At 72.3% G+C, this 14,496-nt stretch carries 8 protein-coding genes; 7 read left to right on the top strand and 1 reads right to left on the bottom strand.

Annotation, left to right across the window (positions count from 1 at the left end; genetic code table 11):
• Positions 1 to 32: 32 nt before the first annotated feature.
• Complete coding sequence (locus FPJ27_RS25880) at positions 33 to 1,055, bottom strand: sensor domain-containing diguanylate cyclase (protein ID WP_204426182.1); 1,023 nt, start codon at positions 1,053 to 1,055, stop codon at positions 33 to 35.
• Positions 1,056 to 1,542: 487 nt separating this feature from the next.
• On the opposite strand from FPJ27_RS25880, the gene bcsB reads away from it, so the two are divergent.
• The 7 genes from bcsB to bcsA are packed head-to-tail and all read left to right on the top strand — an operon-like array spanning position 1,543 to position 14,495.
• Positions 1,543 to 3,852 carry a cellulose biosynthesis cyclic di-GMP-binding regulatory protein BcsB gene (gene bcsB, locus FPJ27_RS25885; protein WP_204426183.1) on the top strand — a complete coding sequence of 770 codons (2,310 nt, stop codon included), beginning with the start codon at positions 1,543 to 1,545 and terminating at the stop codon, positions 3,850 to 3,852.
• A gap of 3 nt (positions 3,853 to 3,855) precedes the next feature.
• Positions 3,856 to 5,085: a cellulose synthase complex periplasmic endoglucanase BcsZ gene (gene bcsZ, locus FPJ27_RS25890; protein ID WP_204426184.1), complete on the top strand. Its 1,230-nt coding sequence runs from the start codon at positions 3,856 to 3,858 to the stop codon at positions 5,083 to 5,085.
• Complete coding sequence (locus FPJ27_RS25895) at positions 5,070 to 8,978, top strand: cellulose synthase subunit BcsC-related outer membrane protein (RefSeq protein WP_204426185.1); 3,909 nt, start codon at positions 5,070 to 5,072, stop codon at positions 8,976 to 8,978. The genes bcsZ and FPJ27_RS25895 overlap by 16 nt, the downstream gene beginning before the upstream one ends.
• 9 nt (positions 8,979 to 8,987) lie before the next feature.
• Positions 8,988 to 10,943 (top strand): cellulose biosynthesis protein BcsE, encoded by a 1,956-nt coding sequence (bcsE, locus tag FPJ27_RS25900; RefSeq protein ID WP_204426186.1) that lies wholly within the window; start codon positions 8,988 to 8,990, stop codon positions 10,941 to 10,943.
• Positions 10,940 to 11,185: a hypothetical protein gene (locus FPJ27_RS25905; protein ID WP_204426187.1), complete on the top strand. Its 246-nt coding sequence runs from the start codon at positions 10,940 to 10,942 to the stop codon at positions 11,183 to 11,185. The genes bcsE and FPJ27_RS25905 overlap by 4 nt, the downstream gene beginning before the upstream one ends.
• On the top strand, positions 11,182 to 11,961 hold the full coding sequence (gene bcsQ, locus FPJ27_RS25910; RefSeq protein WP_204426188.1) for a cellulose biosynthesis protein BcsQ: 780 nt from the start codon (positions 11,182 to 11,184) through the stop codon (positions 11,959 to 11,961). The genes FPJ27_RS25905 and bcsQ overlap by 4 nt, the downstream gene beginning before the upstream one ends.
• Entirely contained in the window at positions 11,958 to 14,495 is a 2,538-nt protein-coding gene (bcsA, locus tag FPJ27_RS25915) for a UDP-forming cellulose synthase catalytic subunit (RefSeq protein ID WP_204426189.1), read from the top strand. Before bcsQ ends, bcsA begins: the two co-directional genes overlap by 4 nt.
• The last annotated feature ends 1 nt before the right edge of the window (position 14,496 follow it).

A 14,496-nucleotide genomic window follows, 5' to 3' on the forward strand; every position in this document is an offset into this window, starting at 1 on the left:
CGCCCCTCGAGGGGATTTCCTTCGGGCCGGCGTTATACGCGCGCCGCACGCTGCGATCGCGCCCGCTTGGCTTCGTACATCGCCTGATCCGCATGCTCGATCAGCGCGTTCATGTCGGTGCCGTCGTCGGGCAGCATCGCGATCCCGACGCTGACGCCTAGCCGCAGCGCGTGTCCCTCGAATTCGAACGGTTCGCCGACCTGCCGCGCGAGCCGCGTGCTTTGCGTGTGCGCATCGTCGCGGTTGCCGACGTTCGGCAGGATCACCGCGAATTCGTCGCCGCCGACGCGCGCGACCGTATCCGAACGCCGCACCGCACCGATCATCCGCGTGGCGATCTCGCGCAGCGCGGCATCGCCCGCGCGATGGCCGAAACCGTCGTTGATCGGCTTCAGCCCGTCCATGTCGATGTTGAGGATGCCGAGCCGGCCGTTCGCGCGCAGCGCCGTATGCATCGACTGCCGCAGGCGGTCGTAGAACAGCGCGCGGTTCGGCAGGCCCGTGAGCGCGTCGTGCGTCGCGCGCAGGTACAGCTCGTTCGCCTCGTTGCGCGCGGCATGGAACATCGCGGCGGCGATCAGCCCGGCCGTCAGCCGCAGCGTGCCGGCGTCGGCCTGCGAGAAGCCGTCGACGTCCGGCGACATCACCTTCAGCACGCCGACCGTCGTGTCGGCATGCGTGAGCGGCATCACGAGCATCGAGCGCAGGCCGACCCGGCGGCACGCGTCGCGATCGACGCGCGGATCGGTTTCCGAATCGACGCAGTGCAGCAACTCGCCGCGCTGCACGCACAGGCCCGACAGGCTGCCCGAGCGCCGCAGCCGCAGGCCGAGCATCCCGGCGGCCGTGCCCGACGCGGCGCGGTACACCATGTCGTCGTCTTCGGCGAATTCGACCGCCGCGGCGCTCGCGCCGGTGAGCAGCGGCACCTGCTCGGCCACATGGGCCATCACGCTGCCGAGGTCGAGACCGAGTTTCGCGATCTCGGTTTGCACGGCGATGATGCGCAGCAGCGTGTCGGGGGATGGGGTGGCAGTGTCGACGATTTGATCCAAGTCGGTTTTCCGCGAAGAAAGATCATCAGGCGGTGCGGGAGTGCGGTAGCATACGCGCCGCCCCCGCGGCAGTGTCTTGCGGGCGGTCTGCAACGGACCGCCGCCGGCATGCCGGCCCGGCCGGCCGCGTCGGCAGTATGCCGTTCGGTCCCGCCGGCAGCAATGGCGAAAATTTTGCCATTCACTCCTTTTGCGCAGCATTTCCGACCGGATTGAGGTTTTTTTCGCTTCACTGTCGCGAATCGGGGTAAGTTTTGTCCTATTTTTGAGATAGTGTGACGAATGAGCGCGTGCCGGTGCCAGGCGCGCGCGCAAACACGACGACAGCCGATTAAAGAATGTGCCGCTTCGTTTCGATAAATGAATCGGGCCAGTTAATTGATATGAGGGAAGCAGTGGGGATGTTCACTCACGGGCATGGCTGCTTTGCGCGCGTCGGGTTCGATGCGACGGACGACCGGATGACCCTGACGAAATGGAGCGGCGCATGAAGCCGGCCGCGTCGCTGCTGGTCCTGTCGATCGCCATGGCCGGCGCTTTTCACGCGGCCGTGTTGTCGGCCGCTCCGATGCCGGCGGCCGTTGCGGCGTCCGGCGCCGGTAATGCGGCGGCGCCCGTGCTCGCGGCCGCGCCGGCGGCGGCCAGCGCGCCGTCCGCCGGGCTGCCTGCGACGACCGTGCGCGTACCGTTCGCGTCGCTCGGCGCGTTCGAGCCGCTGCGCCTGCGCGGCGCCGACGACGCGCGCACGATCCACGCGGGCGTGCGGCTCGACCGCGTGGTCACGGGCGCGCGGCTGCGCCTGACCTACGCGTATTCGCCGTCGCTCGTGTTCCCGATGTCGCACCTGAAGGTGTCGGTGAACGGCGAGGTCGTCGCGACCGTCCCGTTCGACGCCGCGCGCGCGGGCCGCACGGTCACGCAGGACATCCCGATCGACCCGCGCTACTTCTCGGATTTCAACCAGATCGGCCTGCGCCTGATCGCGCACTACACGCTCGACCATTGCGAGGATCCGTCGAATTCGGCGCTGTGGGCCGACGTGAGCCCGACGAGCGAACTGATCCTCGACGAATCGCCGGTCCGCCTGCCGAACGATCTCGCGCTGCTGCCCGCGCCGTTCTTCGACCGGCGCGACAACGGCCGCGTGCGGCTGCCGTTCGTGCTGCCGGGGTCGCCCGATTCGGCGACGCTGCGCAGCGCGGGCGTGCTCGCGTCGTGGTTCGGCGCGCTGGCCGACTACCGGCATGCGCGCTTCCCGGTGTCGCCCACGCTGCCGGCCGACGACCAGGCGGTGGTGGTCGGCACGGCCGCGACGCTGCCGGCCGGCCTCGTGCTGCCGTCGGTCAACGGTCCGCTGCTCGCGGTCGCCGACAACCCGGCCGCGCCGGGGCGCAAGCTGCTCGTCGTCACGGGCCGCACGGCGGCCGAGGTCGACGACGCAGTCGCGACGCTCGTGCTCGGCCGCGCGGCGCTGTCGGGGCCGGCGGCGACGGTCGCGCACGTCGATCTCGGCGCGCCGCGCAAGCCGTACGACGCGCCGCGCTGGCTGCCGGTGAACCGGCCGATCGCGTTCCGCGAACTCGTGTCCGATCTGCGCGAGCTGGAAGCGCGCGGCACGACGCCCGACGCGATTCGCCTGAACCTGCGCGTGCCGGCCGATCTCCATTCATGGAACGGCTCGGGCGTGCCGATCACGCTGCGCTACCGCTACACGGCGCCGACCGTGCAGGACAACTCGACGCTCGCGGTCGAGATCAACGACCAGCTCGTGAAGTCGTACCGGCTCGGGCCGGCCCATGCCGAGGACGCGCGCGGCCGCATGCAGCTGCCGCTGTTGTCGGTGCCGGAAGGGCGCGTGACGAGCGACGTCGACATCCCGGCGTTCCGCGTCGGCAGCGGCAACCAGCTGCAGTTCCGCTTCACGCTCGATTCGCAGAAGACGGGCCTGTGCTCGAGCACGGCCACCGAGCCGCAGCGCGCGGCGATCGATCCCGATTCGACGATCGACTTCTCGCACTTCGTCCATTACGCGCAATTGCCGAACCTCGCGTATTTCGCGAACAGCGGTTTTCCGTTCACGCGCTTCGCCGACCTGTCGCAGACGGCTGTAGTGATGCCAGACCGGCCGTCGCCGCAGGAGCTCGAGGCCTACCTGACGATGCTCGGCCACATGGGCGAGTGGACGGGTTTCCCGGCACTGCGCGTGCAGGTCGCGCGGCCCGGCGACGTCGCCGCGTTGTCGGGCAGCAAGGATCTGCTCGTGATCGACGGCTCGCCCGCGTCGCCGCTGCTCGCGCACTGGCGCTCGGCGCTGCCGCTCGCGATCGGCGAGCAGGGCGGTGCGGGCGGCGACGGCGCGACGCGCGTCGCGTTCACGGTCAAGGAGCGCTGGCGCAACGGCGTCGGCCTTCCCGACGGCGGCGCGCATATCGAGCAGACGGGCCCGCTCGCGGCGCTCGCCGGTTTCGAACTGCCGGGCAGCCATGGCCGCAGCGTCGTCGCGCTGACGGCGACCGACCAGCCGCGCCTCGGCGATCTGCTGAACGTGTTCGAGAACTCGGGCCTCGTGTCGCAGTTGCAGGGCGACCTCGCGCTGGTGCGGCCGGGGCAGGTCGACAGCCTGCGCGTCGGCGAGCCTTACGTGGTCGGCTTCGTGCCGTGGTATGCGCGCGTCTGGACGCAGGCGGCGCGGCATCCGGTCGTGCTCGGCGCGGTCGGCGTCGTCGCGGGGCTGCTGCTCGCGCTCGGCGTGTTCAGCGTGCTGCAGAGAATCGCCGCGCGTCGACGGGGGATGTAACGGATGGCGCGGGTTATGGCGAAGCGACGGGCAACGCGGCCGGCGCGGCGCGTCGGCGCGGCACTCGCGCTGGCGGTTGCGATGGCGTGCGCGGCAACCGGCATGGCCGCTCGCGCGCAGGCCGCGGGCGCCAGCGCGACCGATGCGGCCGCCGCCGGATGCAGCGCGGCGTGGCCGCGCTGGGACGCGTTCAAGCGCGATTTCATCTCGGCCGACGGCCGCGTGATCGATGTCGGTTCGGCCGATTTACGCACGGTGTCGGAGGGGCAGGCGTATGGGCTTTTCTTCGCGTTGGTCGCGAACGACCGGCGCATGTTCGACACGATCCTCGCATGGACCGAGAACAACCTCGCGCAGGGCGACCTGAGCGCGCACTTGCCGGCGTGGCTGTGGGGTCGTGCGCCCGACGGCGCGTGGCGCGTGCTCGACGCGAACGCGGCGTCGGACGCCGACCTGTGGATCGCGTACGCGCTCGTCGAGGCCGGGCGGCTGTGGCACGAGCGCAGCTACACGGCGCGCGGCGCGCTGCTCGCGAAGCGCGTGCTCGACGAGGAAACCGCGACCGTGCCGGGCCTCGGCGTCACGCTGCTGCCGGGGCCGACCGGCTTCAGGCTGCCCAATGGCCAGTGGCGCGTGAACCCGAGCTATTCGCCGCCGCAGGTGATCCGCGCGCTCGGCGCGCGCCTGCCCGACGACCGGCGCTGGGCCGCGCTGGCGTCCAGCACCGGGCGCGTGCTGCTCGACACGGCGCCGAAGGGTTTTTCGCCCGACTGGGCGCTGTATCGCGCGGGCACGGGCTTCGGGTCCGATCCGCAGACGCATGCGCAGAGCGCGTACAACGCGATCCGCGTGTACCTGTGGGCCGGCATGCTCGACCGCGCCGATCCGCTCGCCGCGCCGCTGCTCGCGCGTTTCGCGCCGTTCGCCGACCATATCGCCGCGCATGGCGCGCCGCCGGAGAAGGTCGATACGACGACGGGCGTCGCGGGGCCGAACGACGGCAACGCCGGGTTCTCCGCGGCGGCCGTGCCGTTTCTCGACGCGCGCGGCCAGCGCGCGCTCGCGGATGCGCAGGCGGCCCGCGTCGAGTCGCTCGCGCGCCAGTCGGCGCCCGGTTATTACACGAGCGTGCTGACGCTGTTCGGCCTCGGCTGGCGCGACGGACGCTACAGGTTCGGCGCGGACGGCACGCTCGACGCCCGCTGGGGAGGCCATTCGTGCGCCGCCCGCTGAAGTGCGCCGCGCCGCATGTCGCGGGGTTCGCATGGCTCGCGTCGTCGGTGTGCGCGGCGGCGCCGGGCACCGCAGCCGACGCGGCGATGCCGAAAACCGCCATGCCGGCGGCCGCCGCTTCCGCGGATGCACAGCGTCAGCTCGATACCGCGCGGATGTGGGGCGTCAAGCATCGCGACGACCTCGCGCACGATGCGCTGCGCAAGGGGCTGCTGATCGCGCCGGGCGATCCCGGACTGCTTGCCGAACAGGTCCGTGTGCTGCTGCGGCTCGGCGACGCGAAGGGCGCGCAGGCCGCGCTTGCGCGCCTGCAGGCGCAGTCGCCGAATGCGCCCGCGACGCGGCGGGTGGCCGACGAATACCGCGTCGCGACGAGCGGGCGCGGCGAGATGGCGCAGATTCGCCTGCTCGCGCGCAGCGGCCGCGCCGACGAGGCGGCCCGGCGGATCGTCGCGCTGTTTCCGAACGGCGCGCCGTCGGGTGCGCTCGGCGCCGAGTATTACCAGATCGTGTCGAATGCGCCGGGCGGTCGCGAGCCGGCGATCGCCGCGCTGCGCCGCGCGGCCGCGGCCGATCCGCAGGACACGAGCGCGTCGATGGCGCTCGCGCGGCTGCTGAACCAGCGTGCCGACACGCGCGCGGAGGCGAACCGGATCGCATGGTCGCTCGCGAAGCGGGACGACGCCGACCATACGGAGGCGATGGCGCTGTGGCGGCGCGTGCTGCAATCGGCCGGCAGCGATCCCGCGTATCTCGATGCGCTGCATGCGTATCTCGCGCTCGTGCCGGACGACACCGAATTCCGCGGCCGCGCTGCCGAACTGGACAGCCGGCGCGATGCGCAGCGCCGGCTCGAACGCGATCCCGGCTACATCGCGCAGCAGCGCGGCCTGCAGGCGCTCGCGCGCGGCGACCTTGCGGCCGCCGATCCGCTGCTCGCCCGCGCCGCACGTGCGCGCGCGGACGACGCCGATGCGGTCGGCGGGCTCGGCCTGCTGCGCCTGCGCGAAGGGCGGCACGACGACGCTCGCGCGCTGTTCGCGCGGGCCGCGACGCTCGCGACCGACCAGCGCGGCAAATGGCAGAGCCTGGCGCGCACCGCGCAGTTCTGGGGCCTGCTCGCGCAAGGCCGCGCGGCTGCCGCCGCGGGCCGGCCGCAGGATGCCGAGCGCGCGGCGCGTGCCGCGCTCGCGATGCAGCCGGACAGCCCGGACGCGAAGCTGCAGCTTGCCGATGCGCTGCTCGCGCAGCGCGACTGGGCGCGCGCGGAGCCGTTGCTGCGCGAATTGCTGGCCGTGCGTTCGCCGAACCCGTCGGCCGTGCGCGGCACGGCGACGCTGTATGAAAACACCGGCCGCGCGGACCGGATCGGCCCGCTGCTCGACGCGCTGCAAGGGCGCGTGACGGGCCGCGACGATCGCCGCGCGCTCGACGGCATGCGCGCCGACCTGCTCGCGAACCAGGCGCGCGCGCTCGCGGACAAGGGCGAACGCGGGCCCGCCGCGCAACGCTACGAGGCGGCCGTGCGTGCGGCGCCCGACGCGCCGTGGACGCGCTTCGCGCTCGCGCGCCTGTATCGCGACATGGGGCTGCCGCAGCTCGGCCGCACGGTGATGGACGAAGGGCTCGCGCAAAGCGATACGCCCGAGATGCGCTATGCAACGGCGCTGTACCGCAATTCGCTCGACGACGTCGCGGGCGCGCAGGCCGCGCTCGCGCCCGTCGACGACGCGCACCGCTCGGACGGGATGCGCGCGCTCGCGCGCAAGCTCGACGCCGAAAGCACGCTGGCCGACGCGCGCGGCGCGCTCGGGCGCGGCGATCGTGCGGCATTCGCGGCATCGCTCGCGCATGCGCAGGCGAGCGCGCCGGACGATCCCGACATGCTCGCCGCGATCGGCGCGCAGTGGATCGACGCGGGCGAACCCGAGCGCGGCCTCGCGCCGTTGCGCGACTGGATCGCCGCGCACCCGCGCGAAGCCGATGCGGACGTGCGGCTGCGCTACGGCGACCTGCTCGGCAGCGCGGGGCGCGACGACGCACTCGCCGCGTGGCTCGATGCGCTGCGCCGCGAACTGTCGCTGACGCCCGCGCAGACGGCGAGGCTCGAGGACCAGTCGCTGCGGCTCGTGCTGCGGCAGACGGACGATGCGATCGCGCGGCAGGACTACGCGCAGGCGCGTGCGCTGCTCGATCGCGCGAGCCCGGCCGGCCGCGCGGACAAGCGCCATGCGCTCGAACTGGCCGATCTCGAACGTGCGCAGGGCCATTACGGCGCGGCGCGCGACGCGCTTGCGCCGGCCGTCGCACGCACGCCGGACGATGCCGATACGCAGCTTGCGCTCGCGCGGATCGACGAGGACAGCGGCAACCGTGCGGCCGCGCTCGCGCGGGTGCAGGCCGTGCTCGCACGCACGCCGGACGACGACGTCGACACGCAACTGTCGGCAGTGCGCCGCCTGAACGCGCTGCGCCGTCCGGACGAAGCCGCGCAGGTGACCGGCCGGCTGCAGGCCGCGTATCCGGCGCGTGCGGACGTGACGGTCGCGGCCGGGCGCGTGGCCGAGGCACAGGGCCGCTATGACGACGCGGCGTCGCTGTACCGGCTGTCGCGGTCGCAGGAACGCACGGCGGGCGTGAGCCCGGGCCGCGACGGGCTGACGCCCGCGCAGGCCGCGTTCGCGGATCTCGAACAGCGGCGCAACCCCGAGATCGAGACCGGCTGGATGCCGGCGTACAAGTCGGGCGACGAAGGCATCTCGTCGTATCGCGCGCAGCAGGTGCCGATCTACCTGCAGATGCCGATCCGCTACGACGGGCATGTGTTCGCGCAGATCGACACCGTGCATCTGGATCCGGGCACGCTCGATACGAGCGACCCGAACGCGTATTCGCTGAAGACCTTCGGGACCTACGCGGCGCTCAGGGCATCGAACGGGCTGCCGCCCCCGTTCCAGTCGAATCAGCCGGCCGCCGCGCTGATCGCGAATCCGCCGGGCTCGCTGCACCAGTCGACGACGGGCGTCGCGCTCGGCGCCGGCTACCGCACCGATGCATGGCGCTTCGATCTCGGCACGTCGCCGCTCGGTTTCCCCGTGCATTACCTCGTCGGCGGCGTGCGTTACCGTTTCGACGCCGGCCCGGCGAGCTTCAGCGTGAATGCGTCGCGGCGGCCGGAAACGAGCAGCGTGCTGTCGTACGCGGGGATGCGCGACCCGTGGACGGGCGCGGTCTGGGGCGGCGTGCGCCGCGACGGCGTGAACCTGCGTGCGTCGGTCGACGTCGGCCGCACGAACCTGTTCGCGGAACTCGGCGCGGGCGTGCTGTCCGGCCGCAACGTCGAACGCAACGCGGAAGTCACGCTGCGCACCGGGTTCACGGTGCCCGTGTACGAGCGCGCGACGATGAAGGTCAGCACCGGGCTCGTCGGCAATGCGTGGCACTACGCGCAGAACCTGCGCTACTACACGTACGGGCAGGGCGGTTACTACAGCCCGCAGCGCTACCTGTCGCTCGGCGTGCCGATCGAATGGGCGGGGCGGCGCGACGCGCTGTCGTGGGACCTGACCGTCACGGGCGGAATCTCGAACAGCTACGAGAAGGATTCGCTGTTTTACCCGACGTTTTCGGACCAGCGGGCCGCGCAGGTGGCGGCCGGGTTCGTGTACGCGGGCAGCTCGACACGCGGCGTGTCGTTCTCGTACGGCGTGAACGGCATCGTCGAGTACCGCGTGAACCCGCACCTGAGCGTCGGCGCGCAACTGCATGTCGACCGGTCGCACGACTACGCGCCGAGTTCGGCGCTCGTGTACCTGCGCTATGCGTTCGATGCGCGCGCGCAGCCCAGCTGGCTCGTCACGCCGACGCCGGTGCGGCTTTATTCGGATTACTAGGGGAACGTCGTGAATACGGAAATCGATGCCACCCGTCCCGCGCTCGGCGCCGCCGGCCTGCTGGGCCGCCTGCGTGCGCTGCTGCGCACGGGGCCGGCCGGCGGCCGCGTCGGTACGCTGAGCCGGCTCGCGATCGACGGCCTGCCCGACGCATGGACGCAACTGGAAGCGGGCGGCCTGTACGCGATCTACGCGGCCGGCGGCACGCCGGCGTGCGATGCGCTCGTGTGGGAGAGCGCGCGGCAGGCGCGCACGCGCGACGTCACGGTCGTGCTCGCACGCGACGCGGCGCGCGTCGTCGAGCAAATGGAGGCGCGCGGCTTTGCGGGCGGTGCGCAGCCGGCCGGCTGGCCGCGCAACCTGAGCGTGCTGGCGATGCCGGCGGCGGCCGAGCCGGCCGATGGAGAAGGCGCCGGCGCCGCACCGCGCCGCGCGGCGCCGGGCCCGTTCGCGCGGCTGACCGGCGGCTTGCGCGCGATGAAGCGCTACGGTTTTCGTGCGCGTTCGCTGTATTTCGTCGAAGGCGCGCAGCGCTGGTTCAGCTGGGACGATCCGGTCGTGCTCGCCGACGAAGCGCGCGCACTCGCCGACTGGTGCCGCACGCACCGCATCGCGCTCGTGCTGCTGCTCGATCCCGAAGCGGCTCGTGCGGGCACCGATGCGCGCACCGACGATCCGCCGCTCGTGCGCGGTGCGGATCGCGCGCCGCGCAGCGGTTTCCACGGCGTCTTCTCGGGTGTCGCACAGATGCAGCGCACGCACGGTGAACTGCTGTGGATCGTCGATTTCTGGCGCGCGGGCGACACGCTCGCGGCCGGCGAGGTGCGGCCGCTGCGCTTTGCGCCGGGCGGCCGGCTGTCGGCAAGCATCGATGGCGGCGCGACCGAGCCGGCGCGCCGGATGAAGCTCGCGATCGACGAGGATCGCGTCGTCGTCAGCCGCGCGGTGCTCGACGGCGTGAACCGCGCGCCCGGCGACTGGGAAATCGTCGACGACAACGCGGCCGTCGTCGCTGCCTGCGCGCATGCCCAGGCCGCGACCGCGGTGCTCGCGTTCCGCTCGCATGCGCAGCTCGAAGCGTTGTGCGCGGACGTGCACGCGCTGCGCCGGCAGTGCGGCGGCGCGCTGAAGATCGCGGTCGTCGAGCGCGGAGGCGAGGTGCTGCGCCAGCAGTTCGAGATGCTCCTGCTGAGCGTCGGCGCGAACCGCGTCGTCGCGCGCGACCTGCCGGTGTCGCGGATGCAGGCCGCCGTGCACGCGCTGCGCGGCCAGCTCTATGCGCGGCCCGTCGCGGCGGACTATCGTGCGGCGCTCGCGGCCGCGCTCGGCGATTCGGTGCTCGGCTATCTGCCGGTCGGCGCGTTCTGCCTGCGGATTCGCGCGGTGCTCGATCGCGGCGCCGTGCTCGCGCTGCCGCACACGCTCGCGAAGATCGCACTGCTGCCGGGCGTGTCGCACGTCGACGCGCTGCGGCACTGCCAGCCGCGCCGCGCGGGCGACGTCGTGACGGCCGATCCCGGGCACCTGTACGTGTTCCTGTTCGCGTGCGAGCCGGTCGATGCCGACGACGCGCTCGCGCGCATCTTCGACGTGCCGGTCGACACGTTGTCCGATCGCGTCGTGTGCCTCGGGCGGGGCAGCATCGACACGGAGCTCGATGCGCTGAAAGCGGAGAACCGGCGCGCGCCGATCGCCGACTACAGCGACCTGTTCGCGGTCAAGCAGCCGCCGGGCGCCGCGCGTGCGCCTGCGGCGCGCGCCGATTCCGGCGCGGCGTCGGACGAAGCGAGCGAAGTAAGCGATGCGATCGACGCGATCGATACGATCGTCGCGCTCGAGGCGATCGGTGCGACGCCGGCGCCCGCGGGCGTCGACGCGGCGCCGCCGCAACCCGTGATTCCCGCCGCGCGAACGCGCAGTGCCATCCGCAGCGCGATGCCGCTGCGCAAGCCGGAGGGCGCATGATCGCCGAACTCGTCATCGGATTCATCGTCGGCATCGTGGTCGCGGTGCCCGTCTGGATCGTCGCACAGCACCTCGGCATCGGCCGCGGCTTTCAGGCGCCGCGCGGGATCGACCGGCGCGACGCGGTGCCGTGCGAACTGGTGCCGGTCGCGCTGCGCGGGCGGCTGCTGCCCGGCGCCGAGCGCGGGGACGAGCGCGGTGGCGAGCGCGGCGGCGAGCATGGCGGCGAGGCGACGCGATGAAGACGATCGCCATTACATCGACGACGGGCGGCGCGGGCCGCACGACGCTCGCGGCCGCGCTCGCGGTGCTGCTCGCGCGCCGCGGCCGGCAGGTCGTGGCCGTCGAGTTCGATGCGCAGAACCTGATGGGCGCGACGCTCGGCCTCGACTCGCTGGCCGGGCACGGCCTCGCGCAGAGCGTGCTCGGCGGCGCCGAGCCGTGGCACGCGCATACGTGGCGCAATGCCGACGGTGTGCTGTTCGTGCCGTACGGGCAGGTCGACGCGGCCGGCGCGGCCGCGTGCGATGCGCGGCTTGCGGCCGACCCGGCATGGCTGTCGCGCGCGCTCGACGAGATCGCGCTGCCGGCCGACGGCGTCGTGCTGGTGGACACCGCGCGCTATCCGTCGCCGCAGGCCGAGCAGGCGATTCGCCGCGCGGACCTGACGCTCGTCGTCGTGCCGCCCGAACCGACCGCCTGCGCGACGGCGGCCGCGCGGCTCGGGGCGCTGCGTGCCGGCGGTGGCGAACTGCAGATCGTCGTGAACCGGCTGAATCCGGCACGCGACATGCAGCGCGATGCGATCGCGATGCTGCGCGCGGTCGCGGGGCCGGCATCGATGCTCGAACAGCGGATCCACGTCGACGCGGCCGTGCCCGAAGCGCTTGCGCGCGGCAGCTGGATCTTCGACGACGCGCCGTATTCGCAGGCGTCGCACGACCTGAACGGCATCGCCAACTGGGTCGATGCGTGGCTGGCGGCGGCAGTCGCCGGCCGCACCGGAGCGGCGCGATGAAGGCCGCCTTCGTGCCGCGGCTGCGCGCGTTCGGCCGCCGCGCGACCGACTGGTTCGCGCGCGGCATCGGGCTGCCGGCGGAGCGCACGCTGCTCGACTGGGTCGTGCGGCTGTTCTTCCACGCGCCGCCGCCGGGCCGGCCCGATCCCGTGCGCCGCCGGGCGCGCGCCGCGTTCCTGCGGCTCGCGCACGAGTGGGGCGTGCTGCAGCCGCTCAGTCCGCGCGAATGGCTGTGGCGCGCGATCGTGCGCGCGCCGCGCGCGGCGGACGGCCGGCCCGCACGCGATCCGCTCGCATGGTTCGACACGTTCGTCGTGCCGGTGTATGTGGCCGGGCGCGCGGTCGGCCGTCGCATCGACGCGATGCTCGAACGCCTGCCGTGGGCGCGCTGGGGCGGCTGGCTCGATGCGCGCGCGAACGGCGTCGGCCGCCACCGCTGGCTCGCGCCGCTGCTGCTCGTGGCCGGCGCGCTGCTGTGGGCCGCGGCCGGGATGTCGCCGCTGATGCCCGGCGCGCAGTTCGCGTTCTTCGCGATCGTCGCAGTGCTGGCGCTCGCGCTGCGCCGCCTGCCGGGCCACCTGCCGACGCTCGCGCTCGCGTCGCTCGCACTGCTCGCGGCAGTGCGCTACGTGTGGTGGCGCACGACGCAGACGCTCGACTTCCGCAGCCCGGTCGAAGCGGTCGCCGGCTACCTGCTGTACGGCGCCGAAGCCTATACGTGGATGATCCTGCTGCTCGGTTTCGTGCAGACCGCCTGGCCGCTCGACCGGCCGATCGTGCCGCTGCCCGACGACCCCGACACCTGGCCGACCGTCGACATCTACATCCCGACCTACAACGAGCCGCTGTCGGTCGTGAAGCCGACGGTATTCGCCGCGCAGAGCATCGACTGGCCGACCGCGAAGCTGCGCGTCTACCTGCTCGACGACGGCCGGCGCCCCGAGTTCGCCGCGTTCGCGGCCGAGGCCGGCATCGACTACCTGACGCGCGACGACAACCGCCACGCGAAGGCCGGCAACATCAACCGCGCGCTGCCGAAGACGCACGGCGAATACATCGCGATCTTCGACTGCGATCACGTGCCGACGCGCTCGTTCCTGCAGACGACGATGGGTGTGTTCCTGCGCGACCCGAAGTGCGCGCTCGTGCAGACGCCGCACCATTTCTTCTCGCCCGATCCGTTCGAGCGCAACCTCGGCACGTTCCGCGAGATCCCGAACGAGGGCAACCTGTTCTACGGCCTCGTGCAGTCAGGCAACGACCTGTGGAACGCGACGTTCTTCTGCGGATCGTGCGCGGTGCTCAAGCGCAGCGCGCTGGAAGAGGTCGGCGGCGTCGCGGTGGAAACCGTGACCGAGGATGCGCATACGGCGCTCAAGCTGCACCGGCGCGGCTATACGTCGGCGTACCTGCCGACCGTGCAGGCGGCCGGCCTCGCGACCGAAAGCCTCGCGGGCCATGTGAAGCAGCGCACGCGCTGGGCGCGCGGGATGGCGCAGATCTTCCGCATCGACAATCCGTTCCTCGGGCGCGGGCTCGGCCTCATCCAGCGGATCTGCTACGGCAACGCGATGCTGCATTTCTTCTACGGGATTCCGCGGCTGGTGTTCCTGACGATCCCGGTCGCATACCTGTTCTTCCACCTGTACTTCATCAACGCGTCGTCGCTCGCGCTCGCGAGCTACGTGATCCCGTATCTCGTGCTCGCGAACGTCGCGAACTCGCGGATGCAGGGGCGCTACCGCCATTCGTTCTGGGCCGAGGTCTACGAATCGGTGCTCGCGTGGTACATCGCGCTGCCGACCACCGTCGCGTTCTTCAGCCCGAAGCACGGCAAGTTCAACGTGACCGACAAGGGCGGCAAGATCGACGAAGGCTATGTCGACTGGTCGACGTCGAAGCCGTATCTCGTGCTGTTCGCGCTGAACGTGCTCGCGATCGTCGCCGGCCTGTGGCGGCTCGCGGCCGACCAGGGCGACGAGGCGTCGACGATCCTGATCACGCTCGGCTGGACCGTGTACAACCTCGCGATGCTCGGCGCGGCGCTGGCCGTCGCGCGCGAGACGAAGCAGGTGCGCGTCACGCACCGGATCGCGATGCGCGTGCCGGCCACGCTGCTGCTCGCCGACGGAACGACGGCCGCATGTTTCACGAGCGACTACTCGACCGGCGGCCTCGGCCTCGAAGCGGTGCCGGGGCTGCCGCTCGCCGTCGGCGACACGCTGACGGTGTGCGTGACGCGCGGCGACCGGCCGTTCCCGTTCCCGGTGCGCGTGAGCCGCGTGACGCCGACCCACGTCGGCGTGAGTTTCGAAGCGCTGACGCTCGAACAGGAGCGCCAGCTCGTGCAATGCACGTTCGGCCGCGCGGATGCGTGGCTCGACTGGCACGAAGGCACGCGCGTCGACACGCCGCTCGGCGGGCTGAAGGGAGTGCTGCGCATCGGCGTGGACGGTTATGTGCGGATGTGGAAGGGTGCGGCGCGCGGCCTGCAGGCCATGCTGGCGCCGAAGCTCGATCGGGCGCGCGACTGAC

Origin of the sequence: Burkholderia sp. MS455 (assembly GCF_016899445.1) — a bacterium.
Classification (GTDB): Bacteria; Pseudomonadota; Gammaproteobacteria; order Burkholderiales; family Burkholderiaceae; genus Burkholderia; species Burkholderia pyrrocinia_C.